Raw genomic sequence first — 25667 nt, forward strand, 5'->3', positions numbered from 1 at the left:
GTGGACGACCGTGGCGCGCCCCGCCGTCGCACTACGGCGCGTCGCTCGCGCAGCGCGTCCCGGCGGCCGGAACCGTGCCGTCGACGAGGAAGGCGTGCACGGCGGTGCGGATGCACTCGCTGAGCCCGTAGCCGGTGTGGCCCTCGCCCTCGCGGGTGAGCAGCACGGCGTTGCCGAGCTGGGCGGCGAGCTTCTCCGCGTTGGCGTACGGCGTGGCCGCGTCGCCGGTGGAGCCGACCACCACGATCGGCGTCGCGGCCTTGGAGGTGATCGCGTGCGCCTTCTCGGGCGAGCGGAACGGCCAGTTGCGGCAGTCGGGGTCGAACAGCGCCGCCCCCGGTTCGTGCCGGCTGATCAGCGGGGCCTTGGCCGCCATCTCGGCGTAGGCGGCCTGGAGCGCGTCGCCGGTCGGGACGTCTGTCGCGCCGTCGGCGCAGTAGACGGCGGTGTAGGCATCGGCGGAGGCGCTGTAGTGGCCGTCCTCGTCGCGCTCGTTGTAGGAGTCCGCGTACGCGAGCAGGTTGTCGCCCTTGCCGCGGAGCATGGCCCAGCCGAGGCTGTTGGCCAGGGCGTCCCAGGAGCTCTCGTCACCGTAGAGGCGCTTGATCACACCGGTCCAGGCCGCGGTGGAGGTGAGGACGCGCCCGTCCTTGGTGGTGAGCGGCTTCTGCTTCAGCCCGTCGAGGAAGTCGGCGAGCTTCCCGGGCGCCTTCTCCGGGTCCTTGCCGAGCGGGCACTGCGCCTGCTTGGCGCAGTGGGCGGCGAACGCCCGCAGTGAGCGCTCGAAGCCCGCGTACTGCTCGATGTTGTTCGCGGCCAGCGGCTTGGCCGGGTCGACCGCGCCGTCCAGGACCAGTCGGCCGACGCGGTCCGGGAACTCCTCCGCGTAGACGCTGCCGATGTAGGTGCCGTAGGACAGCCCGAGGTAGTTGAGCTTCTGATCGCCGAGCGCGGCGCGCAGCACGTCCATGTCGCGGACGGTGTCGCGGGTGCCGATGTGCTCCAGCAGCTTGCCGTACTTGGCCTGGCAGGCGTCCGCGAGGACCTTGCCGTGCTCCGGGCCGAGGTCGTCGGTGGTGAGCCAGGTGTCGCGGGTCTTGTCGTCCAGGCAGTTGATCGGCGCGCTGAGGTCGGAACCGCGGGGGTCGAAGCCGACGATGTCGTAGTGGTCGCGCAGCGGGCCGTCGTAGTCCTTCTGGCCGAGCTGGACCATGCTCACGCCGCTCCCGCCGGGTCCGCCCGGGTTGACCACGAGGGAGCCGGTCCGCTGGCCGGGCTTGGCGCTGCCGAGCCGGGCGACGCCGACATCGAGGGTGTCACCGCCCGGGTCGGCGTAGTCCAGCGGGACCTTGAGGGTGGTGCACTGCACCGCCGACTCGTCGGTCTTCTCGGTCTTCGGGTCGTCCTTGCAGGCCGCCCAGACGAGCTGCTGGCCGTAGAAGGCCTGGAGGGCCGGGTCCGCCTGGCCGGTGGGCTTCACCGTGGGCGTGGGCGTGGCGGTCGGGGTGGGCGTGGGCGTCGCGGTGGCGCTCGCCGTCTCCGCGGGCGACGGCGCGGCAGTGGACGCGGCGGTGGACGCGGCGGTGGACGCGGCGGTGGTGCCGCCCGAGCTGGTGCAGGCGGCCAGCAGGGCGGCCGCGGCGACGGCGGGCAGGGCGCGTCGTGAGAACCGGATGATCATCGAATGCACCGCACACGAATACCATCTGACGATCACACTGTTGACGGCGCCCTACCCGCCGCGACCCGCCCGCCGTGCACGCTTCCGGACAAAGAGCGACGAACCCTTCGAGGAAACGTTTCCGCTGCCGTCGCCGACCGCCCGTCAGCCTCCCGTCAGCCGCCGCACTGCTGGAGCATCGTCTTCTTGTCCGCCGCCGTCACCGGCAGCTGGTACTTCAGCGACACCTGCGCGAAGCGCACCGCGTACGCGCAGCGGATCTCCGGGTCGGCGGGCAGCCAGGCGGAGGGGCCCGAGTCGCCCTTGGAGGCGTTCTGCGAGCCGTCGGCCGGGATGAGGTTCAGCGGGTCGTTGGCTATCTGCACGCGCTTGAGCTTCTCCCACTTGCTCGCGCCCATCTGCCAGTCGTAGGACAGCGGCATCACATGGTCGATCTGGATCTTCGAGGCCTGCTTCTTGTTCCAGTCCACCGTCTTGCCGGTGTAGGGGTCGAAGATGGTCATCGAGGTGACCACGCACTTCGAGCCGTCCTTGCGCTCGACCGCCGAACCGTCCCTGGCCAGCAGGTCGTTGCGGGTGTCGCAGTTGTTGTGGCCGCCGGGTATGCCGTCCACGTTGTCGGTCCAGGCCGGGCCGAACTCATTGCGGTCGTAGCCGTCCTTGGGGCCGGCCGCCGCGGTGGCGACCTTGGCGATCAGTTCGCGGCCCGCCTTCTGCTCCTCGGCGGAAGCCAGCGGCGCCAGACCGGGCTTGGTGCCGTCCGGGTTCTCCAGCGGACTGGTGCCCCGGCCCGCCGCACCCGCCGCCGCCCCGGACCCGGCGGTAGCGCCGCCGTCCGCCCGCTTCCCGTCGTCCGAGCAGCTGCTCAGCACCGCGGCGGATATCAGGAGGACGACGGCGGTGGCGGACAGGGTGGTGCGACGACGGGCGGACACGGGGACTCCCCAGGTGGGCGGGCGGCTGACGGCGCACCAGCAGACCAGCCGCCCCGCAGGGGGTCAAGACACCACAACACGCACCATTTCGATCATGGCGAAGCTCACACCCGCAGGTCCCGGACGATCTCCTCGACCACCGCCTCCAGCGGCGTCGCCGCCACCCCCAGCACCTCCCGGGCGGCCGACGAGTCGAGCAGCAGCGGCCGGTCGTACAGGTAGCCCATCTCCTCGACCTCGGCGAGGATCTCGTCGCCCGACCCGGCGAGCTCCGCCACCGGAACCGCCGTGAGCGCCGGCTCCGGCGCGCCGGCCGCCTTCGCCAGCCGCCCGGCCAGCTCACGGGCGGAGTCCTCGCCGGTACTGGGCACGTGCCAGGCCCGGCCCCAGGACGCCTCGTTGCGCGCGGCGGCGACCAGGGTGGCGGCCACGTCGCCGACGTAGCTCCAGCTGTGCGGCGCGTCCAGGTCGGCGGGGTAGCCGACCGGCTCGCCCGCCACCACGGCCGGTGCCACGGTGAAGGCGAACAGCGAGGTGGCGGCGCGGCCGAGGAAGTCGCTGGCCCGCACCTCGGTGACGCGCGCCCGGCCCGCCGCGTGGGCGGCCAGCGCGTCCGCCCACAGGGCCGCCCGCAGCGCGCCCTTGCGGCTGGTCGGGGCGGCCGGCAGGTCCTCGGTGAGCGGGCCGGACACCGGGCCGTAGCCGTAGACGTTGCCGAGCATGACGTAGCCCGCGCCGGTCCGCTCGGCGGCGGTCAGCAGGGCGGCGGCGAGCGGCGGGAACTCGGTCAGCCAACGGTGGTACTGCGGGGCCGCGCAGTTGATCAGCGAGGCCGCGCCGCCGACCAGCTCGGTGAGGGCGTCGGCGTCGGTGGCGTCGGCGGCGATCCGCTCGACGCCCGGGTGCTCGGGCCCGGTTCCGCGCCGGGTGACGAGGCGGACCCGCTCGCCCTCCCCGGCCAGGCGCAGGGCGGTGGCGGTGCCGGTGGGGCCGGCGCCGGTGACGACGTGGAAGGACATGGAAGGGCTCCTGGTTCGACCGAGGGGTGGTGGCGTCCGACGGGGCGGCGCCGTGATCAACTCTCGGGCAGGGCCCCGCCGCGCGGCAGGGCTCCGGCTGCCAAGGTTCCGGAGGTTCTGGCCATGCACTCGCCCGTCCGGTCGCCCGCGGACGTCCACCGGGTCGCGGTCGTCGCCGTGCCCCCGGTGACCGCCTTCGACCTCGCCATCCCCGAGATCGTCTTCGGCTCCGCCGAGCTGGACGGCCGCCCGGCGTACGAGGTGCGGGTCTGCACGGTCGAACCGGGCCCGGTGGCGAGCACCAGCAGCCTCCAGGTCGTCGTCCCGCACGGCCTGGACGCGATCGCCGGCGCCGACACCGTCCTGGTGACCGGCTCGGCCTCGCGGGCCGACGCCGACGAGCGGATCCTCGCGGCCCTGCGCACGGCGGCCGGCCGGGGCGCGCGGATGGCCTCGATCTGCACCGGCGCCTTCGTCCTCGCCCAGGCCGGACTGCTCGACGGGCACAGCGCCACCACCTACTGGGTGCAGGCGGGCGCGCTGGAGCACCGCTTCCCCAAGGTGCGGGTGCTCCCGCAGGCGCTGTTCGTCGACGACGGCCCGGTACTCACCTCGGCCGGGCTCACCGCCGGGATCGACCTCTGCCTGCACATGGTGCGCACCGACCACGGGGCGGCGGTGGCCAACGCGGTGGCCCGACTGGCGGCGGTCTCCGCGGTCCGCGACGGCGGCCAGGGGCAGGTCCTGCCGACACCGGTGGCCGCCCCGGACGGCAGCTCGCTCGCCGCCACCCGCGCCTGGGCCCTCGCCCGGCTCGCCGAGCCGCTCACCCTGGCCGGGCTGGCCGCGCACGCGGGGGTGAGCGTGCGCACCCTCAACCGCCGCTTCCAGGCCGAGACCGGGACCACCCCGCTCCAGTGGCTGCTCACCCAGCGCCTCGAACAGGCCAGGGAGCTGCTGGAGTCCACCGCGCTGCCGGTCGACCGGGTGGCCGCGCGCACCGGCTTCGTCACCCCCGACTCGCTGCGCCGCCACCTCCTCCAGCGGGTCGGCATGACGCCGCGCGCCTACCGCGCGCACTTCACCCGGCCGGCGGCCCGCACCGGCGGCTGACCGCGGCCCACGACGGCTTGCGCCATCGTCCGGGCACCGCCGGGCGGGCTGCGCGACGACGCCCGGACCGGGCACGCTGGGCGCATGGGACAGAACGATGCCGTGGCCGCCGCCCTGGTGCTGGCCGCCGGGGGCGGGCGGCGGCTGGGCGGGCGGCCGAAGGCGCTGATCCGCTACCGGAGCCGGCCGCTGGTGGAGCACGCGGTGGCGGTGGTCCGCGCGGGCGGCTGCCGGGAGGTGACGGTGGTGCTGGGCGCCGACCGGGAGCGGGTGCGGTCGACCGCCCACCTGCCGGGCTGCCGCCTGGTGGCCAATCCGGACTGGGCGGACGGCCTGGGGAGCTCGCTGCGCACCGGCCTGGCCGCGCTGCCCGCCCGGTCCCCGGCGGCGCTGGTCATGCTGGTGGACACCCCGGGGGTGAGCCCGGCCGCGGTGGCCCGGCTGCTGGCCGCGCACCGGGCCGGCGCGCAACTGGCCGCCGCGGTGTACGGGGGGAGGCGCGGGCACCCGGTGCTGATCGGCGCCCGGTACTTCGCCGAGGCGGTGGAGGGCGCGCACGGCGACGCGGGGGCGCGTGCGCTGCTGGCGGCGCATCCGGACGACCTCACGCTCGTCGAGTGCGCCGATGTCGCCGCACCGGACGACCTCGACACCCCGGCCGACCTCGCCCGCTGGGGCGCCGAGTGACTCACGGGCCGCACCGGACCGCACCCGTGCGCCCCCGTTCGTCCCGGTCGCGGGCCCGCCTCCCGCCCAAGGGGGAGGCGCCTCCTCCTCACCGGCGACCGATCGAGCGCACACCCCTGATTCGTCCCTGAGGATTGCCGCATTCCGCGCCGCGCCCCCCGGGTTTCGTGGAGCATGGGACACGTCACCCGCCCCCGACTCGAACGGACGGTGCCCGCGATGCCCGGACTGCCCGACGACTTCACCGGACACGACCCGGCCGGGCGCGGCCCGGGGGCGGCGGGTGGTGCCCGGGCGATCCGCTGCCCCGCCTGCCGTCGGGAGCACCTGTACGAACCGCCGTCGCTGCCCTGCCCGTGCGGTGCCTCGCTCAAGGTGCCGCTGCTGCGCGGCGGAGTGCCGGTGCAGGTGCGCTTCCGCTCGTGGGAGGACTCCTGGCTGAGCATGCGCTGTCCGCACTGCGGGCGCTCCGACCAGTGGCCGCAGCCCGAGTTCACCTGCAACTGCGGGGCCACCGTCCGGCTCCCGGTGGACCGGACGACCCGGCTGGGCGGCGGCTCCGCCCCCGGTCCGCTGGGCGCCGCCACCGGCCCGCGGGCCTCCCACCCGCACCCGGCCCGCCCCGCGCACTCGCTGGACGCGCCCGCCGCGGCGCCGCCGGCCACCGGTGCGGGCACCCCCGCGGCGCCCTGGCGGCGGCGCGCGCCGTTCCGCCCGCACCCGGTGCGGACCTCGCAGGACGCGGTGTTCACCGCGGCCCGCTACCTGGAGTGGCTGGGCTTCGACGACCTCGAACTGACGGAGGCCCAGGAGCGCGACGGGGTCACCCTGCTGGGCAGCCGGATGGTCGCCCAGGTGGACACCTGGACCGAGCCGGCCGACGTGAAGTCGGTCGAGTGCCTGTGGCTGCAGACCCTGCACGCGGAGGAGATGGCCGCCGCGATGTTCACCCTTGCGGGCTATTCGCACCAGGCCACGGTGCGCGGCGAACAGCTGCTGGTGGCCCTGTTCAGCCTGGACCTGGCGGGCGTGCCGCAGCCCGCGAACGGCGCCGCGGAGGCGCTGATGGAGACCGGCTGGACGTCCTGAGGTCCCGCCCGGCGCCCGGCCGGGCGCCCGCTGATCGTTTAGACGAAAACCCGTCCGAACGCAACAACCTCCGCTCGTGATCTGGTGCACAAGCTCGCCCCCGTGTTGAATTGCCGCCACAACGCGGGCCTGTGGCGCGTCATGCCACGAGTGGGGAGGGGCCCGCTTCCTGCTGGATGGCGCACACAAGGAGGTGGCGTTGTCGGAGCACGGATGGGGCCCAAGCGGCCGGGACGCACGGGGGCCGGCGACGCCTCCGGAGCCGGGGGACACCGTGTGGCGGCTACGGTCCCGGGCGTGCTGGCGGGAGGCCGCCGACCTGTTACGGCCCGCCGCCGAGCGCGACCCGGCGGCGGCGCTCGTCAGGGCCGAACTGTTGATCGAGCAGTGCCTGTTCACCGCCGCCAACTGGAGCCAGGCCGAACAGGCACTGCGGCTGGCCGAGGCCGTCGCGGCGACCACCGAGCAGCGAGCGGCGGCGGCCTGCGCCCGGGGCTTCCTGGCGTACGTGGCCAGCGTGCTCGGCGCCCGCGACCGGCTGGACGAGGCACAGGCCGCGCTCGGCCGCACCTCGGCGCTGCTGCCGCCGGACGCGCCGGGCCGGCCGCTGCTGGACTTCCGGCGGGGGCTGGTCGCGGAGAACCTGCTGCGCGACCCGAAGGCGGCCTGGATCGCCTACCGGCGGGCGCACGACGGGGCGGGCGAGCGCGGCGACGAACTGCTCCGCTCCTCGACCTGGCGGCACCTGGCCGCGCTGGCGCTCGCCGCCGGGGACCGCGAGCGGGCGTGGGAGGGGTTCGACGCCTCGCTGCGGCTGCGCGAGCAACTGGGCTTCACGGTGGGGGTGGCGCCGGCGCTGGCGGCGCTGGCCGAGGTGTCCGAACCGGCCGAGGCCGCACGGCTGCGGGCGGAGGCGACCAGGCTGGTCCAGGCGCTCGGGGGCGTACCGGTCTGGCTCGCCCGGCAGCTGGGCGCGGGGCGGGCGCCGGGCGCTCCCCCGGACGGGCGCGTCGAGAGGCAGATCCGGGGGCCGATCAGCTAAGGTGAGCCTAACCTGGCCGGGTCGAGCAGTGACCCGGCCAGGTTCGCCTCGCCGTTCCCGGGCTCCGCCAGGCCCCGGCCGGCCGGGCCCGGACGTACGGCGCGACGGCGCCACGGCGCCCCCGCCCGGGGGCAGGCCGGCGGCGGACGGGCTCCGGCCCGGGCACGGGCCGGGCGGTCCGGCCGCCCGGTCGACCCGATGGGCACGACCATGACCGTGAGCAGCACCCGGCCCGCCCCCGAACCCCCGGCGCCGACCGCCCCCACCCGCTGCCACGGCCCCTCCCCCGCGCCCGCACCCCCGGTCACCGGACCGGCGAGCGGGAACACCACCGCGCCCACGCCGACCGCGCCGACGCCCACCGCACCCGCCCCGGGAACCGCGGCAGCCGCCCGCCGCCCCGTCACCGAGCCGGCGGGCACCGGCACCCCCGTGCCCGCCCCCGGCGCCCTCGCCTCCCCCGCACCCGGGGCCGCCGGGTCGGACGGCGTGCCCGCCGCGCCCGGAGCGGGCGCGTACCGGCGGCTCGGGGAGGTGGTGCCGGAGGTGCGGGTGCGGTGTGCGCCGCCGCGGAGCGGACGGGGGTGGATCGCGGGGGCGGAGCTGGTGGCCGATCCGGCGGCACTGCGGGAGCTGGTGGCGCACGAGGCCCGGCAGGGCCTGGCCCGCTACGGCCGGGCGCTGCGGCCGGACGTGGCGGCCGGCATCGGTCTGCACCGGTTCGCCTGGGCCGCCTCGCTGCTGTTCACCCTGCCGTGGTTCCTGGAGCGCCGGGTCCCGCTGCTCACGCCCGCCGACGTGTCCGTCCGCCGCCGCAGCGGCGAGCTGACGGTCCGCCCGGGCGCCTTCGTCGGCCTGCGCGGCGGCCCCCCGGCCGGGGCGGCGTCGACCGGGACCGCGTCGGCCGGGGCGGCCCGGGCGGTGCCCGACGAGACGGCACTGGCCGCCGAGCTCCGGGCGGCGCTGGCGGGCTTCCTGACCCCGGTGCTGACCGCGTTCCGCCCGGAGGTGCGGCGCGGGCCGCGGGTGCTCTGGGCGATGGCCACGGACGCGGTGGTGGAGGGCCTCTGGTACGTCGGCGGGCTGCTCGGCGAGGAGGAGCGCGCACGGGCGGAGCTCACCGCGCTGTTCGCCGCGGACGGCCCCGGCGCGCCGGAGTGCGCGCCCTTCACGCCGGGCGCCGGATTCACCACCCCGGCGTCCGGCTCCCTTCCGCACACCGAACGCCCCGAGCGGTGCCGGGCCAGCTGCTGCCTCGTCTACACCGCGCGCATCGAGGCGATGTGCGCCGGTTGCCCCCGGCTCGCGCGCGGTTGACGGAGGTCGGGGACGGCCCGCGCCCCGCTGTCGGCCCGCCCGCCGCCACCTCCGGAATTCCCGCCTCCCCTTTTCCCATAAAAATATGACGATGTGCCTTATCTTTCGCCAGAAATACCCCTCTCCGGTGCATTGACAGGAAATCAGCCATTCTCCTCCCGGGCATCCGTCATGATGGTCCCCGCCATCACGACGACGCAGGAAAGCGAGGCTGGTCCAGGCGATGAAATTGTCCGACATACCGCTTGGTTGGGCCATCACCGGCGTTGCGGTGCTGCTGGTCGGCGCACTCCTGGTGGCCCTGGCCCGGAACCGGGGAAGTACCGGCAGCGGGCACGCCGCGGATTCCTGGGAGCGGGCCGAGGAGCGCCGCCGCCGCAAGGAGTCCCTGTACGGCGGCGCCTCCTACACGCTGCTGTTCTGCTGCGCGGCGGTGGCCGCCGCGCTCTCCTTCCACGGCCTGGTCGGCTTCGGGGTGCAGAACCTCAACCTGTCCGGCGGCTGGGAGTACCTGGTGCCGTTCGGCCTGGACGGCGCGGCGATGTTCTGCTCGGTGCTCGCCGTCCGCGAGGCCAGCCACGGCGACGCGGCGCTCGGCTCCCGGCTGCTGGTCTGGCTGTTCGCCGGGGCCTCGGCCTGGTTCAACTGGGTGCACGCCCCGCGCGGCTTCGGCCACGCCGGCGCGCCGCAGTTCTTCGCCGGGATGTCGCTCTCGGCCGCCGTGCTGTTCGACCGGGCGCTCAAGCAGACCCGCCGGGCCGCGCTGCGCGAGCAGGGGCTGGTCCCCCGCCCGCTGCCGCAGATCAGGATCGTCCGCTGGCTGCGCGCCCCGCGCGAGACCTACGCGGCCTGGTCGCTGATGCTGCTGGAAGGCGTGCGCAGCCTGGACGAGGCGGTCGACGAGGTCCGCGACGACAAGCGCGAACGGGCCCGCGAGAAGGAGCGCCGCAAGCTGGCCGGGCGCCGCGAGCGGGCCGAGATCCGGGCGATCAACCGCACCAACAGCGTCTGGCGCCAACGCGGCGCCGGCGGCGCGCCCCCGCCGGCGGCCCGGCAACTGGAGTCCGGGCCGGACTCCGCCATAGCCGCCGCCACGGCCGTCGACGGCGACGGCGGCCCCGGACCGGATCGCCCCGCTGTCGAGGGCACCGTCACCCAGCCCGGCCTGCCGGCCAGGCCCGAGCGCCGCACCATCGACCTCACGGCGGACGAGGACACCGTGCCGCTGCCCCGGCTGGACGAGCTGGAGCAACGCTTGAAGGACCTTCAGCAGCAGTGGGGCTGACGCCCCGGAGACGGACCCCCCCCGGGTCCTCACTCCGCGGGCGTCACGCTGAGCTCGAACCACATCCGCTTGCCCGTCCCCCGGGGCTCCACGCCCCAGCCGTCGGCCAGCGCCTCGACCAGCATCAGCCCGCGCCCCGAGGAGGCCTGCTCCCCCGGTGTGCGGCGGGTCGGCCAGAGGTCCGACTCGTCCTCCACCTCGACCCGCAGCCGTGCCCGGCCGCCGTCCGCGACCGGTTCCCGGTAGAGGCGGGCGGTGAACATGGCGTCCCGGTCGGTGTGCCGGATGGCGTTGGTGACCAGCTCGGAGGAGAGCAGCTCGGCGGTGTCGATCAGCTCGGCCACGCCCCAGCGGCGCAGCGCGTCGCGCAGCTCGGCGCGGACCTCGGAGATCCGAGCGAGGTCGGCCTGGCCGATCCGGCGGCGCAGCTGCTGGGCCGCCAGACCGCCCTCGGGGCCGTCCCAGCGCAGCAGGAGCAGCGCTATGTCGTCCTCGCGCTCGCTGGAGTCGGCGGCCTGCGAGGCGATCCGGTCGGCGAGTTCGTCCAGCGGGTCGCGGCCGGTCCCGTCCGCCAGCGGTTCGGAGAGCACCGCGGTGAGCCGGGCGACGCCCTCGTCGAGGTCCATGCCGCGCGATTCGACCAGGCCGTCGGTGCAGAGCACCACCGTCTCGCCGGGGTCGAGGCTGAACCGGGTGACCCGGTACTCCTCGTCCGGGGCGATGCCGAGCGGCAGTCCGCCGGCCACCGGGACGGTGGTGGCGGTGCCGTCGCCGCGCCGCACGACCGGGTCGAGGTGGCCGGCCCGGACGGCGTAGACGACGCCGTAGTCGACGTTGACCTCGGCGTAGGTGCAGGTGGCGAAGTGGTCGGTGTCGAGGTCGGCGAGGAAGCGGGAGGCCCGGGCCATCACCGCGGCGGGCGGGTGGCCCTCGGCGGCGTAGGCGCGCAGGGCGATCCGCAGCTGGCCCATGATGCCGGCCGCGTGGACGTCGTGGCCCTGGACGTCGCCGATCACCAGGCCGACGTGGCCGCCGGGCAGCGGCACCACGTCGTACCAGTCGCCGCCGATCTGCAGGCCGGAGCCGGCCGCCAGGTAGCGGACGGCGGTGGTGACGCCCGGTACGGACGGCACGGTGCGCGGCAGCATGACGCGCTGGAGGCCCGCCGCCAGCTCGTGCTCGGCGTCGTGCAGCCGGGCCCGGGCGAGGGACTGGGCGACCAGGCCGCCGAGGGTGGAGAGCAGGGTGCGCTCGTCGGCGTCGAGCTTGCGGTCGTCGTCGAAGCTGACCACGCAGACGCCGATCGCCCGGCCGCTGGCGACCAGCGGCAGGAAGGCCCAGGAGCTGCGGGTGGTGCGGCGGGCCTGCTCCCAGACGTCGGGGTAGCGCTCGCGGTACTCCTCGCGGCTGCCGCAGAACACCGGAGCGCGGCCCCGCAGCGCCTCGGCGGCGGGGTGGCTCGGCGGCAGCATCGAGCGGTCGTAGCCGGACAGCTCGTCGGTGCGGTAGCCGGAGGCGCCGAGGACCTGCACCCGGCCGGCCTCGAAGGAGGCGAGCACCAGGCCGTCCGGCGGCAGGCCGGGCAGCGGCAGCTCGGTGAAGACCCGGGCGACGTCGCGCACGGTGACCGCCTCGGAGAGCGCGCGGGCGGCCTCCTTGATGAAGCGGGAGCGCTCCTCGCGCAGCAGGGCGAGCCGGTCGGCGCGGTCGCGCTTGTGCAGCTCGACGGTGGCGTCCCAGACGAAGCCGACCATCCGGGAGGCGCGGCCGAAGGCGTCGGCGAGGACCCGGCCGCGGAACCGGACGGCCCGCATCGCGCCGGTCGGGCCGACCGTCCGGTAGTAGGCGCCGCACTGGCCGAGTTCGGCGACGGCGCGCTCGACCCGGCGGCGCACCACGGGGGCGTCCTCGGGGTGGAGCAGGGCCAGGAAGGAGGCGGAGGAGCGGTCGAAGCGGCCCTTCTCGACGGCGTCCAGGCCGACGATGGTGCAGGCGCGCTGGTCGCCCTCCAGGATGTCGCGGCGGATGTCCCAGTCGAACGAGCCGATGCCGTTGGCGGCCATCGCCGGTTCCAGCCAGTCCGGCGTGGTGTCGCCCGGGGAGAGCGGCAGGCCGCCGGAGAGCATCGGCGCGAGCCGGCCGGCCGCCAGGCCGGGGGCGGTGCGCAGCGTGTGCCGCCGGGCCGCCTGCGCGGGGGGTCTGGCCCGCCCGGAGCCGGTCGTGGACGGACCGGTAGGAAGGGCCGGCCCCGGTGACTCGGACTCTGTGGGCATGCTGCTCCTGCCGCTGCCGTGACGGACCGCGCCGACCGTCCGGACGGGCCGCGTGGCGTATGTGGGTGGTGCTCGACGGTCGCGCGCCGACGGGCGGTCAGAGGTCGAGGTGGATTTTCCCCGCCGCATCTCGCACGTGGGCACACATTCCCACCATCCTGGCCAATGTTCGGCCGAGCGGCAATGGCAACGGGCCGGAAATCTTGCCTTCCGCCTTCACTTCCGGGCATCGTTCGACAGCGAACAGTACTCATGCGACAAACGCCGTCCGCCCCACCGGCCGAAACGGGCCCTCCCCCGGCCGGAACGGGGCCGTCCGCCGCCCGGAAACGGGGCCGCCCGCCCGCTCGGAGCGGGTCCGCGCGGCCGTCAGGCGACGATGGTGGCCAGCTCGAACCAGGTGACCTTGCCGTCGCCGCGCAGCTGGACGCCCCAGGAGTCGGCGAGCGCCTCGACCAGCAGCAGCCCGCGGCCGGAGGTGGCGCAGGTGTCCGGGTCGCGGCGGCGGCCGGGCAGCCGGGCGGTGCCGTCCTGGACCTCGATCCGCAGCCGCTGGTCGCCGGTGAGCACGGCGTCGAAGACCGCGCCCTGGCCGGTGTGCACCAGCGCGTTGGTGACCAGCTCGGAGGTGAGCAGTTCGGCGGTGTCGGCCAGCTCGGGCACGCCCCACAGGCCGAGCGCGGCGCGCAGCCGGCGGCGGACCGCACCGACGCCGACCAGGTCGGCGGCCTCCAGCGCCAGGTGGAGCCGGCGGTTGAGCGCACACCCCGGCGCCGGTACGCCCGGCCGGGTGACGCCCGCCGCGCCCACCGCGTTCGCGGGGCCGGCCGTGCCCGTCGGGGCTCCCTGACCCCCGGTCACCCGGAAGGCTCCCCCCGAACTTGTCCGCTGCCGCGGGAATCGCGACTGACCGTCCATCACCCCTGCCCCCGCCCTCGTTCCTGGCCGCCGGTCCGCATCCCCCGCCGGCCGGTCGGCCCCCTTGGTACTGACCAACCATCCTCATGCCCAGCTTTCGGCATTTGGAACAGTGCCCAGGCGATCACCTGGGGTGAAAGGGGCACGGGGCGCTTCGCGTGATCCAACCGGCCGCGCCGGACAGGTTTGCGAAGCGTACGGGCGGTTTTCGACCTCCGGCGGCGCCGCGCCGGGGTCCGCCGACGGGCCGATCGCCGCGGGAGCGGCAAGGCTGGACAGGGCGGGCGGCTCCGGGTTCAATGACCGGAGATGTTTGAACGCCGTTCTAACAACCCTCACCCCCTCTCCCGGCGACCGCGAGCGAGGAACCGTGCGACTGACCCCCACCGAGCGGGACCGGCTGCTGATCTTCACAGCAGCCGAACTGGCCCGCGCCCGCCGCGCCCGAGGCGTCCGCCTCAACATCCCCGAGGCGACCGCGCTGATCGCCGACACCGTCTGCGAGGCCGCCCGGGACGGCCGGCGCCTCGCCGAGGCCATCGAGGCCGGCCGCTCGGTGCTCACCGCCGACGACGTGCTGCCCGGCGTGCCCGACGTGGTCACCGTGGTCCAGGTCGAGGCGGTCTTCGACGACGGCACCCGCCTCGCCGTGGTCAACGACCCGTTCCGGGGCGCCGGCTCGCTCGGCGACGAGGCCCCCGGCGGCGCGCTGCTCGGCGACGGCGCCGGCTACGACCCGGTCGAGGAGACCGTCGTGGTGCCCGTCCACAACACCTCCGGGGTGCCGATCTCGGTCACCTCGCACTTCCACTTCTTCGAGGCCAACCCGCGCCTGGCCTTCGACCGCGCCGCCGCCTACGGCACCCACCTGGCGATCCCGGCCGGCTCCTCGGTGCGCTTCGACCCGGGGGCCACGGTCGAGGTCGGCCTGGTCCCGATCGGCGGCGCGCGGGTCGCGATCGGCTTCGCCGGCCTGGTCGACGGCCCGCTGGACGCCCCCGGCGCCAAGGAGGCCGCGCTGGCCAAGGCCCGCGCCACCGGCTACCTCACCCACTTCGACGACGCGGAGGTCGAGTCGTGACGTCCATCACCCCCCTCGACTACATCTCCGTGCACGGCCCGCGGGCGGGCGACCGGATCCGGCTCGGCGACTCCGGGCTGATCGTCCGCGTCGAGTCCGACTCGCAGACGCCGGGGGACGAGTTCCTGGCCGGCTTCGGCAAGACCGCCCGTGACGGCCTGCACCTCAAGCCCGCCGCCGTCCGCGACACCTGCGACGTGGTGATCAGCAACGTCCTGGTGATCGACGCCGTCCAGGGCATCCGCAAGACCTCGATCGGCCTGATCGCCGGGCGGATCGCCTCGATCGGCCGGGCCGGCAACCCCGACACCATGGACGGCGTCGACGTGGTCGTCGGCACCGGGACGACGATCGTCTCCGGCGAGGGCATGATCGCCACCGCCGGCGCCATCGACACCCACGTCCACCTGCTGTCGCCGCGGATCATGGAGGCCTCGCTCGCCTCCGGCGTCACCACGATCATCGGCCAGGAGTTCGGCCCGGTCTGGGGCGTCGGCGTCAACTCGCCGTGGGCACTGCGGCACGCCTTCAACGCCTTCGACGCCTGGCCGGTCAACATCGGCTTCCTCGGCCGCGGCTCCTCCTCCGACGAGGCCCCGCTGATCGAGGCCCTGGCGGAGGGCGGCGCCTCCGGCTTCAAGGTGCACGAGGACATGGGCGCCCACACCCGCGCCCTGGACACCGCACTGCGGGTCGCCGAGGAGTACGACGTCCAGGTCGCCCTGCACACGGACGGCCTCAACGAGTGCCTGTCCGTCGAGGACACCCTCAAGGTGCTGGAGGGCCGGACCATCCACGCCTTCCACATCGAGGGCTGCGGCGGCGGCCACGTGCCCAACGTGCTCAAGATGGCGGGCGTGCCGAACGTCATCGGCTCCTCCACCAACCCCACCCTGCCGTTCGGCCGGGACGCGCTGGGCGAGCACTTCGACATGATCGTCTCCGCCCACGACCTCAAGACCGACCTGCCCGGCGACGCCGCGATGGCCCGCGACCGCATCCGGGCCGGCACGATGGGCGCCGAGGACGTGCTGCACGACCTGGGCGTCATCGGCATCACCTCCTCCGACGCCCAGGGCATGGGCCGGGCCGGCGAGACCGTGCGCCGCACCTTCGCCATGGCCGGCAAGATGAAGGCCGAGCTCGGCCCGCTGGACGGCGGCTTCGGCACCGTCGAGAGCGGCGACGACAACGAGCGCGTGCTGCGCTACATCGCCAAGCTCACCATCAACCCCGCCATCGCCCACGGCCTGGCCCACGAGGTCGGCTCGATCGAGATCGGCAAGCTCGCCGACATCGTGCTGTGGCGCCCGGACCACTTCGGCGCCAAGCCGCAGCTGGTCCTCAAGGCGGGCTTCCCCGCCTACGGCGTGGTCGGCGACCCCAACGCCTCCACCGACCGCTGCGAGCCCCTGGTGCTCGGCCCGCAGTTCGGCGCGCACGGCGCCACCGCCGCCGACATCTCGGTCGCCTTCGTCGCCCGGGCCGCCGCCGACTCCGCCTACCTCGACCGGCCCGCCGACGGCCTGCCGACCCGGCGCCGGCGCGTCGGCGTGCGGAACACCCGCGGCATCGGTCCGCGCGACATGGTGCGCAACGCCCGGACCGGTCGCGTCGAGGTCACCGAGACCGGCCTGGTCTCGCTCGACGGCGCCCCGCTGCGCTCCGAGCCCGCCGACAGCGTCTCGCTCAGCCGCCTCTACTTCCTCTGACCCTCCCCGCCCCACCGAAGGACGCCGCGATGACCACCCCCACCCCCGCCTCGCTCGGCTACCGGATGCCCGCCGAGTGGCACCCGCACGAGCGCACCTGGATGGCCTTCCCGACCGACAACCCGACCTTCGACACCCCCGAGCACCTGCACGCGGCGCGCGAGGCCTGGGCGAACGTCGCCAACACCGTCGTCCGGTACGAGCCGGTCACCCTGGTCGTGAACACCGGCGAGACGGCGGAGGCCCGCAAGTACGTCGCCGACGCGGTCGAGATCGTCGAGCGCCCGCTGAACGACGCCTGGATGCGCGACATCGGCCCGACCTTCCTGGTCGACGGCAAGGGCGGGCTGGCCGCCGCCGACTGGATCTTCAACGGCTGGGGCGCGCAGTCCTGGGCCCGCTGGGACAAGGACCAGCACATCGCCGAGCACATCGGCGAGCTGACCGGGGTCCGGCGGTTCGCCTCCCGGCTGATCAACGAGGGCGGCGGCATCCACGTCGACGGCGAGGGCACCGTACTCGTCACCGAGACCGTCCAGCTCGGCGAGGGCCGCAACGCCGACTGGACCAAGGAGGAGGTCGAGGCCGAGCTGCACGCCTTCCTCGGCACCACCAAGGCGATCTGGCTGCCGCGCGGGCTCACCCGCGACTACGACGAGTTCGGCACCCGCGGGCACATCGACATCGTCGCCTCTTTCGTCCGCCCCGGCGTCGTCGTCGCCCACGTCCAGCCGGACCCGGCGCACCCCGACCACGAGGTGTGCCGGGAGCTGGTGGCGATCCTGCGCGCCTCCACCGACGCCCAGGGCCGCCCGCTGGAGGTCCTGGAGCTGCCCGCCCCCACCGTCCTGCTGGACGAGGAGGGCGAGCCGGTCGACTACTCGTACATCAACCACTACGTCGCCAACGGCGCCGTGGTGCTGTGCGCCTTCGACGACCCGCGCGACCAGGAGGCCGCCGCCGTCCTGGCCCAGGCCTACCCCGGCCGCACGGTCGAACTGGTCGACGCGCGCGAGATCTTCGCCAACGGCGGCGGCATCCACTGTATTACTCAGCAGCAGCCGAAGGCCTGATTCCTATCGGTGGTGCCTCCCGAGGTCGTCGATGGTGAGTCCGTGGGAGCTGTGCACCGCGATCGAGCTGTAGGAGGAGCGGAGGGCCCTGAGCCGGGCCGTCCGCTCCTGCTCGGCCAGCACCCCGTCGAGGTTCTCGGTCGGGCCGCTGCGGCGCCGGTGGAGGTACACCGCCAGGCCGGCCACCAGAACGGCGAGGCCGGCGAACAGGGCGATCATCGTGGCCATGGCCACCCCCTCGGGTCGGGGAAGTCCTGGTCGGTTCGTACCCGCAGGAGCAGGGGTTCGAACCGGCGCCCGTCCCGCTCCGTGGTCCACCGGCCACGATCGGTATCGTGAAGGCCCCCTTGAGCCCGGAGGAGCAGCACCGATGGCCGACGCCCGCCCGCGCCGACCTGCCCGCCCCCGCGAGGAGGTCTTCGCCGCCGCGCGCACCGCGATCGCCGAGCACGGGCTCGCCAAACTCACCATGGCCGGCCTCGGCAAGCAGCTCCAGATGAGCGCCGGGCACCTGCTCTACTACTTCGGCAGCAAGGACCAACTGCTGCTGGAGACCCTCCGGTGGAGCGAGGAGCAGCTCGGCACCCGCCGCCGCGCGATGCTCGCCGCCCGCGGCCACGACGTCCACCGGCGGCTGGCGGAGTACACCACGCTCTACCTCCCGGAGGGCCCCGGCGACCCGCGCTGGATCCTCTGGGTCGAGGTGTGGGGGCGCTCCCCCGCCAGCGAGGAGCTGCGGCGGGGGCAGCTGGAGATCGAGGCACCCTGGCAGGCCGACCTGGTCGCCCTGATCGAGGAGGGCACCGCCACCGCCCGCTTCGCCCCCTGTGACGCCACCGAACGCGCCGTCCAGATCCGCGCCCTCCTCGACGGCCTGGCCGTCCCCCTCGCCCTCGGCCTCCCGGGCACCACCCACCCCCGTACCCACCACCTCGCCACCACCGCCTGCACCACCCTCCTGGGGCCCACCCCGCCCTGACCGCCCGGGCCCGCACGAACACCGCCAAGAGGCCGCAACAGCCCCAGCCCCAGGCCGACCACAGGCCCACCCCGCATCGGCCCGCGGCTGGCAGTGCCCACCCACGCCACCAAAGGGCCGACAACAACACCGCCACCGCACCGCCGACCCACCCCACGCCAACCCCGCCCATCACCCCCTGCCCAGACGCCGCCAAAGGCCGACGACAACACCGCCAACCCACCCCACCCTGACCCACAGCCAGCCCCCCACCCCACCAGAGGGCCGACGACAACCCCACCGCCACACCGCCAACCCCGACTGTCACCACCCCACAACCAGCAGCCCGCCAACTCCTGCCGCTGGTGGCGGCGGCCGGCCCAGCCGCCCACCGACCGGTTGAGGGCGGTGTGAGTTGGTGGCGGTTGACATGACGAAGCCGCATGCGTGGCCATGCCGCCACCGAAGGCCGGCGGCATGGCTGACGAAGGCCTCAGCTGCCCATGCTTGCCCAGCCCAGGCACGCGTGGGTCAGTAGCGGGCGAGCGCAGGAACCAGCCGGACTCACATGCGCGGCCTGGGCGTCGCCGGAAGCCGGGGTGGCGACCGCACGGGAACCTGCCGCGCTCACACACGCGGCCCGGCTGCCGCCGAAGGCCGAGGGTGGCCAGACGCCAGGGACGGCCGAACGCCAGGGTGGCGACCGCACGGGAACCAGCCGCGCTCACACACACGGCCCGGCTGCCGCCGAAAGCCGGCGGCCGAGGGGGGTGGCGGGTTGGGGTGTGTTACTCGGTCCAGACGGCGGCGGCGGTGCGGTCGTCGGTGTAGCCCTTGGCGCGGACCTGGACCTGGCGGAGGAAGTCGACGGTGCCCGGGGGGTGGGGGTGGGCCCAGTGGGAGGCCAGGAAGTGGGCGACGGCCGGTTCGTCTGTGATCGGGCGGGCCAGGCCCGCTGTGCAGAGCAGCAGGATGTCGCCCGGGGTCGCCGGGACCATCCGGAAGCGGAACGGGCGCGGGTCCTGCGCCGGGGTCTCCGGGACCGGCGGCTGGCCGTCGGGCTGGTGCAGCAGGCGGGCCGCGTAGGCGTCGATCCAGTGGCCGGACCGCAGGAGGTACAGCCCGCCCGGGCCGACCCCGAACGCCGCCCGGTACCCGGCCTCCGGATCGAGCGAGACCAGCAGGCAGTGCAGCGAGGCCGCGGACGGCTCGGCGTCCGCGCCGTCCGCCGCGTTCTCCGGCTCCAGGGCGCGGAGCGGGGCGACGGCGCTCAGCGCGAGTCGCTGGAGGCCGTAGCGCAGCCGGTCGCGGGCGCCGTCGCGCAGGTCGGCGGCCAGGCCCTCGCGGCTGCGGCCGACCGCGCCGGCGAGCTGGCGGCAGGCCTCGGCGGCGGAGGTGGCGACCTGCTCGGCGGCGGGCCCCGCGTGGTCGAAGCCGCCGAGCACCGCGAGCAGCAGACCGTCCGTTCCCTCCCCGAACCGCGTCACCAGCAGCGAGTCCCGCCGGGGTTCACCCCGGTAGCGCGCGGAGTCGCCCCGGACGGAGACCGCCCGCAGCGTGGTGGCGGCGTACTGGGCGCCCTCCAGCACGGTGTCGGCGACGACGCCGCCCAGCGAACCGGGGTCGGCCTCGGGTAGGGCGGTCGGCTCGGGACCGTAGGTGGGCGGACGCTCGCCGACGTGCGGCACGGCGGGCGCGGTCTCGTCCCGCCCCGGTCGCGAAGGCGGTCGCGGCGCGGGCGCCTCGACGACGACGGGCTCGGGGTCCGGCTCCACTTCCACCTCGGGCTCCGGCTCCGGCTCGGGCCCGGGCCCGGGCCCGGGCTCCGGGACCGGAGCCTCGGCCGCGGGCTTGGCCCGCGGTTCGGGCACCCGGGCGTCCGCCGCCCAGGAGGGGGCGGGGAAGCGGTGCGTCTCGTCGGCCGCCGGGGGCTGCGGGGCGATCACTCCGGCGGCGGTGTCGAACCAGTCGTCGATGCTGTCCCGCCCCAGCACCTCCTCCGCCGCCGCCTCGTCGACGGCGGCGGCGACCTCGTCGACGGCGACCTCGTCGACGGGGACCGCCTCCTCCTCGGGCGCGGTCCGCTGCTGCCCGATGAGGCCGGCCGCCGTCTCGAACCAGTCGTCGACGCTGCCCTCCCCCGGACCGGCGTCCGGGGTGTCGGGCAGGGTGCCGGCGGGGCCCGCGTAGACCGTGTCCCACCAGCCGTCGTCCGGCCGGTGCTGCTCCTGCTGCGCGGGTGCACCCTGCTTGGTCATCTGGCGGCTCCTGGTCGCTGGCTCGACGTCATTGTCCCCAAGCACAAGGGCGCTGTCCGGGTTTCGACGACAACCGCGCGCACATCGGCCGATATCGATCACGGGGTTCGCCGCCCGTTTCGTTTCCGTTCCTCCCACAGTCGACCGAACCGCCCCGACCAGGGTGTTTCCGGGGTATTCCGGTGGCTCCGGCCCTGAAAATGAGGACCGAGGAGAGGGATCGCTTCACTCGTTCGGCTGATTAAATGTGCGCATGACCGCGTCGGCCCCCAGCAACCCCCGACCGGGGAGGGCCGCACTGGCGGTCCGCCCGGTGGGCGCGCTGTGGATCCTTCTTCTGGTCGGACTGCTGACGGCGCTGCCCTGCGCGGCGCACGCCAAGGCGGTCACGGCCGAGCGGGCAGGCTCCCCGGTGACCGTCCCGACCGGCCCCCTGGTGGGTCCCCCGACGGCTCCGGCAGCCGGCGACGCCACCGCGGCCGCCCCGGTCCACCCGTACGGCAGCGCCGCCACCGGTCCGGACACCGTGCCGCAGACCCTCGGCGACCGGATCCGCGCGGAGAGCCACCGGCACTGGACCTGGTGCTCGGTCGACGGCGACCCGCCGCACCGCAACAACGGCTGCTCCAGCCACCCGTACTGCGCCCAGGACGCCCAGCTCCCCAATCCGCCGCCGCACCCGCAACCCGCGGCGGCGCCCCTGGCGGAGGCCCCCGAGGCACTGCCCCGGGTGGTGCCCGCAGGGCTGCTGGTCGGCCCGCACCCCGCGCCCGACCTGCACGAACTCCAAGTACACCGGTCCTGAGCGGAACCCGCCGCCGGCCCCGGCCCCTCCCCCGTCGACCTACGCGTCGCCGGACGGGCGGGCGGGACCGACGGATCCGCCCCTTCCCGCCACTTCTTTCAGACCGCCGCGCCCGATGCGCGGTGGGGACAAGGACACCACATGGGTTCCGCCTCCAAGCAGTCGAAGGCACAGAGCAACAAGCCCAGCGCCAAGCAGGCGAGCAACGACCGCCGCGCGCGGATCGCCGAGCTGCGCGCCGCCGAGCAGCGCCGTGACCGCCGCAACAAGATCGTCGCCGGGACGGTCGCCGGTGCGCTGGTGATCGCGGCGATAGCCACCGGCACCTGGATCGTGGTCGACGCCAACAAGGACAAGAAGGCCAAGGAGGCCGCCGCCGCGGCCCCGATCGACGGCGTGCAGACCTTCGGCGAGCTGAGCCGCAACCACGTCAAGGACAAGGTCACCTACCCGCAGACCCCGCCGGTCGGCGGCGACCACAACGCGATCTGGCTGGACTGCATGGGCACCGTCTACGACCAGCCGGTCGAGAACGAGCGCGCCGTCCACTCGCTGGAGCACGGCGCGGTCTGGGTGACCTACAACGGCAAGGCCACCCCGGACGACATCAAGACCCTGTCGGAGAAGGTCAAGGCCACCCCGTACTCGCTGATGAGCCCGTACCCGGACGAGCAGGGCACCATCACCCTGAGCGCCTGGTCGACCCAGCTCACCGTGGAGAGCGCCGGCGACCCCCGGGTGGAGCAGTTCTTCACCAAGTACGTGCAGGGCAAGCAGACCCAGGAGCCCGGCGCCTCCTGCACGATGGGGGCGATGTGACCGCCGCCGGGGCGAACGCGGGGAACACCGGGCACGAGGAGGGCTCCGCCGAGGACTCCGCGGCGGCGACGGACCGCGCGGCCTCGCGGCGGCGGATCTGGTGGCCGGCCGCGCTGGCCGCCGCGCTCGCCCTCGCGCTCGGCGTGCCGGCCCTGGTGGCGGGCGGGACGTCCGCCTCCGGGTCCTCCTCGGTCAGCGCCCCGGCGGACGACTCCCCCGAGGCCGGGTTCGCCCGCGACATGTCGACCCACCACCAGCAGGCGGTGGACCTGTCCTTCATCATCCGCGACCGGACGTCGGACGAGTCGACCCGCACCCTGGCCTTCGACATCATCAACACCCAGGCCAACCAGCGCGGCATGATGATGGGCTGGCTCGACCAGTGGGGGCTGACCCAGCACTCCGCGGCCAAGCCGATGGCCTGGATGGCGACGGGCGGCCACGGCCACGGCGCCGACTACCAGGCGCACGACGGCTCGCTGATGCCCGGCATGGCCACCACCACGCAGCTCACCGAACTCCGTTCGCTCAGCGGGCGGGACGCCGAGGTGTTCTACCTCCAGCTGATGCTGGAGCACCACAAGGGCGGTGTGGAGATGGCCCAGGGCTATGTCGACATGGCGGGCAACGAGACCGAGAAGCGGCTCGCGCAGTCGATGGTGAACGGGCAGACCTCGGAGATCGACCTGATCACCGACATGCTGAAGGAGCGCGGCGCCGCCCCCGGCGTGCCCGCCTCCTGATCCGGCACCTCCGGCACATCCTGCGCACCCGACGGCCGGGGCGGCGAACGGTTCACCCCGTCCGCCGCCCCGGCCGTTTCGGCGTCCTCAGCGCCGCCGCACCGGTCGGCTGAGCGCCACCGCCAGACCCGCCACGGCGGCCAGCGCCAGCAGCACCGCCCGGCCGCCCGGCACCGGTCCGGCGAGGTGGACGCCGAGCACAGGCAGCGCGGTGCCGAGCGCCGTCCCGAGGCTGCGGGCCATGTTGACCATGCCGCCGCCGACGGCCGAGCACTCGGCCGGGATCGCCCGCATCACCAGCGCGTTGTTGGCGGGCAGCAGCAGGCCGAGTCCGCCGCCGGCCACCAGCAGCGGGAACGCCAGTGCCGGGGCGGGTGCGCCCGCGACCGGCAGCAGCACGCAGCCCAGCAGCCCGGCCCCGGCGAGCGAGGCGCCGAAGCGGCAGCGGGTGACGTCCGACCAGCCGCGCGGCAGCAGCGCACCGCCCACCGTCGCGGCCACCGCGAAGGCGGCCGGGAGCACGGTGACCACCAGGCCGGCCTGCCCGGTCGACAGGCCCGCCTCGGCGAGCAGCACCGGACCGAGCACCAGCGGGCAGAACAGCAGCAGGTAGCCGATCAGCGAGACGGCGAGGCCCGGGCGCACCCCGGGGGTGTTGACCAGGCCGGGGGCGAGGATCGGCCGGGTGGCGCGGCGCTCCTGGCGGACCAGGCCGAGTCCGAGCAGCACGGTGGCGAGCAGCAGGGCGGCGACCGCCCAGCCGGGCAGCGGCAGGCCGGAGGCGGCGGAGAGGGCGAGCAGCAGCGCGGTGGTGGAGCCGGCGAGCAGCAGCAGGCCGGCCAGGTCGAAGCGCCCGCCGTCGGGGTCGGGCCCGGCGTCCCGGCGGGCCGGCGGCACCGGGCCGGCGTCGGGGCGGCGGGTGCGGGGCAGCAGGAACCACCCGGCCAGGATGCCCACCAGCGCGACCGGCGCGTTGATCCAGAACACCCAGCGCCAGGAGGCGTGCTCCACCAGCAGGCCGCCGAGGCTGGGCCCGAGCGCCAGGCCGAGCCCCTGGGCGGCGGCCTGGATGCCGAGCGCCCGGCGCATCGCGTGCTCGGGCACGCCGCGGGCGACCAGCGCGACGCTGTTGGCCTGCATCATCGCGCCGCCGACGGCCTGCACGGCCCGGCAGGCGACCAGGGCTCCGAGGCTGCCGGCGAACCCGGCGGCGAGCGAGGCGAGGCCGAAGACGGCGAATCCGCCGATGTACACGGTCTTGCGGCCGACCAGGTCGGAGAGCCGGCCGACCGGTGCGAGCAGCGCCACCAGGACCAGCAGGTAGGCGAGGGCGACCCATTCGACGGCGGCGAACCCGGTGCCGAAGTGCCGCTGGAGCGCCGGGTAGACGAGGGCGGTGATGCCGGCGGTCAGCTGGCCGAGGAAGGCGCCCAGGCAGACGGTGCCGACGGCGAGCCAGTGGGCGTGCCGCCAGCCGGATATGCCGTGCGGCCGGGCGCGCTCGGTGAGCAGCCGGGCGGTGAGGGTCGACGCCGCGTTCATACGGCGAAATATATCGGATACAGATATGTTCTATCTACGATCTGATCTGCGTGCGACCGGTCTGTCACGGAGCGGGGCCGGTCGTCCCCGACCCGTCCGAGGCGGTCGGGCGGCGCGGGAACCAGGCGCTACGCTGTCGGCCATGCCGTCGTCACCGTCTGTTCCCGAACCCGCCGCCGACCCACAGGACGTGGAGCCGGCGGCGATCGAGCGTGCCCGGCGGCTCACGGACGCGGTGACCCGGCTGCGGCGGGCGTTGCGCAGCAGCATCCGCACCGACTACCCGTGGGAGTCCCTGCCGATGGCGCAGGTCGAACTCCTCCAGACGCTCGCTGCCGCCCCGCTGCGGGTCGGTGAGCTGGCCGCCCGGCAGCGGCTCGCCCCCAACACCGTCAGCGGCCTGGTCGGCAAGCTGCTGGACGCCGGGTTCGTCGACCGCCAGACCGATCCGGGGGACCGCCGCACGGCGCGGATCGCGCTCACCCCGGCCGGGCGGCGCCAGCTCGACGACTGGCAGCGGGCCCATGAACGGCGGATCGCCTCCGCGCTGGACACCCTCTCCCCCGGCGACCGGGACGCCGTGATGCACGCGCTGCCGGCCCTGGAGAACCTGGCCCGCGCGCTCGCCGGACCCGCCAACGGCTGAGGGCCCGCCAACGGCCGAGGGAGCACCAACGGCCGAGGGCGAGCCAACGGCCGAGGGCGCGTCCGGGCCGACCCGGCCGGGAAATCCGGTACCGCGCCGGCCGTCCGCCCGGCTAGCGTCCCGCCATGGACCCCGCGCTGCTCCGCCTCGTCCCCTGGACCGACGCCGACCTCGCCCTGCTGCGGCTGGTCAACACCCCGGAGATGCGCGAGCACGTCGGCGGCCCGGAGGACGAGGAGCGGATGCTGCTGCGGCACCGGCGCTACCTGGACTTCGTCCCCTCCGGCACCGGCTGCATGTACCGCGTCGTGCTGGAGCCGGAGGGGGTGGCGGTCGGCACGGTCGGCTACGCCGAGCGGACCTGGCAGGGCGGGACCGTCTACGAGATGGGCTGGAACGTCCTGCCGCCGTACCAGGGCCGCGGCATCGCCGCGGTGGCCGCGCGGACCGCCCTCGGGGCCGCCGCCCGCACCGCGCGCCACCGGTACCTGCACGCCTTCCCCTCGGTCGGCAACCCGGCCTCCAACGCGGTCTGCCGCCGGGCCGGCTTCACCCTGCGCGGCGAGACGGACTTCGAGTTCCCGCCCGGGCGCCGGATGCGCAGCAACGACTGGCGGGTGGACCTGCGGGCGCGCCCGACCGCCTGACCGGGAGCGCCGCACGGCCGCGAC

At 75.2% G+C, this 25667-nt stretch carries 23 protein-coding genes; 15 read left to right on the top strand and 8 right to left on the bottom strand.

Annotation, left to right across the window (positions count from 1 at the left end; all coding sequences use genetic code 11):
- Positions 1 to 31 precede the first annotated feature (31 nt).
- The 3 genes from ACFU74_RS13050 to ACFU74_RS13060 form a co-directional block, all read right to left on the bottom strand.
- Positions 32 to 1681 carry an alpha/beta hydrolase gene (locus ACFU74_RS13050; RefSeq protein ID WP_380755746.1) on the bottom strand — a complete coding sequence of 550 codons (1650 nt, stop codon included), beginning with the start codon at positions 1679 to 1681 and terminating at the stop codon, positions 32 to 34.
- Between the two features lie 155 nt (positions 1682 to 1836).
- Positions 1837 to 2616, bottom strand: a complete 780-nt coding sequence (locus ACFU74_RS13055) for an HNH endonuclease family protein (protein WP_380755748.1) — start codon at positions 2614 to 2616, stop codon at positions 1837 to 1839.
- Between the two features lie 104 nt (positions 2617 to 2720).
- Positions 2721 to 3635, bottom strand: coding sequence for an NAD-dependent epimerase/dehydratase family protein (locus ACFU74_RS13060; RefSeq protein WP_380755750.1), 915 nt, complete (start codon positions 3633 to 3635; stop codon positions 2721 to 2723).
- 123 nt (positions 3636 to 3758) lie between these two features.
- Here ACFU74_RS13060 and ACFU74_RS13065 point away from each other — a divergent pair, with 123 nt between their 5' ends.
- The 6 genes from ACFU74_RS13065 (at position 3759) to ACFU74_RS13090 (ending at position 10168) form a co-directional block, all read left to right on the top strand.
- Positions 3759 to 4748: a GlxA family transcriptional regulator gene (locus tag ACFU74_RS13065; protein WP_380755752.1), complete on the top strand. Its 990-nt coding sequence runs from the start codon at positions 3759 to 3761 to the stop codon at positions 4746 to 4748.
- Positions 4749 to 4832: 84 nt separating this feature from the next.
- On the top strand, positions 4833 to 5435 hold the full coding sequence (locus ACFU74_RS13070) for an NTP transferase domain-containing protein (RefSeq protein WP_380755754.1): 603 nt from the start codon (positions 4833 to 4835) through the stop codon (positions 5433 to 5435).
- 174 nt (positions 5436 to 5609) lie between these two features.
- Positions 5610 to 6524 (top strand): hypothetical protein, encoded by a 915-nt coding sequence (locus ACFU74_RS13075; protein ID WP_380755756.1) that lies wholly within the window; start codon positions 5610 to 5612, stop codon positions 6522 to 6524.
- 274 nt (positions 6525 to 6798) lie between these two features.
- On the top strand, positions 6799 to 7566 hold the full coding sequence (locus tag ACFU74_RS13080; protein WP_380755758.1) for a hypothetical protein: 768 nt from the start codon (positions 6799 to 6801) through the stop codon (positions 7564 to 7566).
- Positions 7567 to 7776: 210 nt separating this feature from the next.
- Complete coding sequence (locus ACFU74_RS13085; RefSeq protein WP_380755760.1) at positions 7777 to 8883, top strand: (2Fe-2S)-binding protein; 1107 nt, start codon at positions 7777 to 7779, stop codon at positions 8881 to 8883.
- Between the two features lie 223 nt (positions 8884 to 9106).
- A complete protein-coding gene (locus ACFU74_RS13090; RefSeq protein ID WP_380755762.1) occupies positions 9107 to 10168 on the top strand; it encodes a DUF2637 domain-containing protein in 1062 nt (353 codons plus the stop codon).
- Positions 10169 to 10197: 29 nt separating this feature from the next.
- Here ACFU74_RS13090 and ACFU74_RS13095 read toward each other — a convergent pair whose 3' ends face one another.
- Both ACFU74_RS13095 and ACFU74_RS13100 read right to left on the bottom strand, forming a co-directional pair.
- Positions 10198 to 12441: a SpoIIE family protein phosphatase gene (locus ACFU74_RS13095; protein WP_380755764.1), complete on the bottom strand. Its 2244-nt coding sequence runs from the start codon at positions 12439 to 12441 to the stop codon at positions 10198 to 10200.
- Positions 12442 to 12810: 369 nt separating this feature from the next.
- Positions 12811 to 13302 (bottom strand): ATP-binding protein, encoded by a 492-nt coding sequence (locus tag ACFU74_RS13100; RefSeq protein WP_380755766.1) that lies wholly within the window; start codon positions 13300 to 13302, stop codon positions 12811 to 12813.
- A gap of 427 nt (positions 13303 to 13729) precedes the next feature.
- Between ACFU74_RS13100 and ACFU74_RS13105 the strand changes: the two genes are divergently transcribed.
- The 3 genes from ACFU74_RS13105 to ACFU74_RS13115 are packed head-to-tail and all read left to right on the top strand — an operon-like array spanning position 13730 to position 17225.
- A complete protein-coding gene (locus ACFU74_RS13105) occupies positions 13730 to 14440 on the top strand; it encodes an urease subunit gamma (protein WP_380755768.1) in 711 nt (236 codons plus the stop codon).
- Entirely contained in the window at positions 14437 to 16152 is a 1716-nt protein-coding gene (locus ACFU74_RS13110; RefSeq protein WP_380755770.1) for an urease subunit alpha, read from the top strand. Before ACFU74_RS13105 ends, ACFU74_RS13110 begins: the two co-directional genes overlap by 4 nt.
- A 29-nt stretch (positions 16153 to 16181) precedes the next feature.
- Positions 16182 to 17225 (top strand): agmatine/peptidylarginine deiminase, encoded by a 1044-nt coding sequence (locus ACFU74_RS13115; RefSeq protein WP_380755772.1) that lies wholly within the window; start codon positions 16182 to 16184, stop codon positions 17223 to 17225.
- 3 nt (positions 17226 to 17228) lie between these two features.
- Here ACFU74_RS13115 and ACFU74_RS13120 read toward each other — a convergent pair whose 3' ends face one another.
- Positions 17229 to 17453 (bottom strand): hypothetical protein, encoded by a 225-nt coding sequence (locus ACFU74_RS13120; protein WP_380755774.1) that lies wholly within the window; start codon positions 17451 to 17453, stop codon positions 17229 to 17231.
- 142 nt (positions 17454 to 17595) lie between these two features.
- On the opposite strand from ACFU74_RS13120, the gene ACFU74_RS13125 reads away from it, so the two are divergent.
- A complete protein-coding gene (locus tag ACFU74_RS13125; protein ID WP_380755776.1) occupies positions 17596 to 18204 on the top strand; it encodes a TetR/AcrR family transcriptional regulator in 609 nt (202 codons plus the stop codon).
- 767 nt (positions 18205 to 18971) lie between these two features.
- Here ACFU74_RS13125 and ACFU74_RS13130 read toward each other — a convergent pair.
- Positions 18972 to 20441, bottom strand: a complete 1470-nt coding sequence (locus ACFU74_RS13130) for a protein phosphatase 2C domain-containing protein (protein WP_380755778.1) — start codon at positions 20439 to 20441, stop codon at positions 18972 to 18974.
- A gap of 253 nt (positions 20442 to 20694) precedes the next feature.
- On the opposite strand from ACFU74_RS13130, the gene ACFU74_RS13135 reads away from it, so the two are divergent.
- The 3 genes from ACFU74_RS13135 to ACFU74_RS13145 all read left to right on the top strand — a co-directional run bounded on the left by ACFU74_RS13135 (position 20695) and on the right by ACFU74_RS13145 (position 22808).
- Entirely contained in the window at positions 20695 to 21246 is a 552-nt protein-coding gene (locus ACFU74_RS13135) for a hypothetical protein (RefSeq protein WP_380755780.1), read from the top strand.
- A gap of 141 nt (positions 21247 to 21387) precedes the next feature.
- On the top strand, positions 21388 to 22065 hold the full coding sequence (locus tag ACFU74_RS13140) for a DUF3105 domain-containing protein (protein WP_380755782.1): 678 nt from the start codon (positions 21388 to 21390) through the stop codon (positions 22063 to 22065).
- Positions 22062 to 22808: a DUF305 domain-containing protein gene (locus ACFU74_RS13145; RefSeq protein ID WP_380755784.1), complete on the top strand. Its 747-nt coding sequence runs from the start codon at positions 22062 to 22064 to the stop codon at positions 22806 to 22808. Before ACFU74_RS13140 ends, ACFU74_RS13145 begins: the two co-directional genes overlap by 4 nt.
- Positions 22809 to 22895: 87 nt before the next feature.
- On the opposite strand, the gene ACFU74_RS13150 is transcribed toward ACFU74_RS13145, so the two are convergent.
- A complete protein-coding gene (locus tag ACFU74_RS13150) occupies positions 22896 to 24350 on the bottom strand; it encodes an MFS transporter (RefSeq protein ID WP_380755786.1) in 1455 nt (484 codons plus the stop codon).
- Positions 24351 to 24492: 142 nt separating this feature from the next.
- Here ACFU74_RS13150 and ACFU74_RS13155 point away from each other — a divergent pair, with 142 nt between their 5' ends.
- Positions 24493 to 24996: a MarR family winged helix-turn-helix transcriptional regulator gene (locus ACFU74_RS13155; protein WP_380755788.1), complete on the top strand. Its 504-nt coding sequence runs from the start codon at positions 24493 to 24495 to the stop codon at positions 24994 to 24996.
- Positions 24997 to 25121: 125 nt separating this feature from the next.
- The gene (locus ACFU74_RS13160; protein ID WP_380755790.1) at positions 25122 to 25643 is read left to right on the top strand and encodes a GNAT family N-acetyltransferase; all 522 of its coding nucleotides are present in this window, start codon (positions 25122 to 25124) and stop codon (positions 25641 to 25643) included.
- Positions 25644 to 25667 lie beyond the last annotated feature (24 nt).

Origin of the sequence: Kitasatospora sp. NPDC057500 (genome assembly GCF_042802195.1) — a bacterium.
GTDB lineage: Bacteria > Actinomycetota > Actinomycetes > Streptomycetales > Streptomycetaceae > Kitasatospora.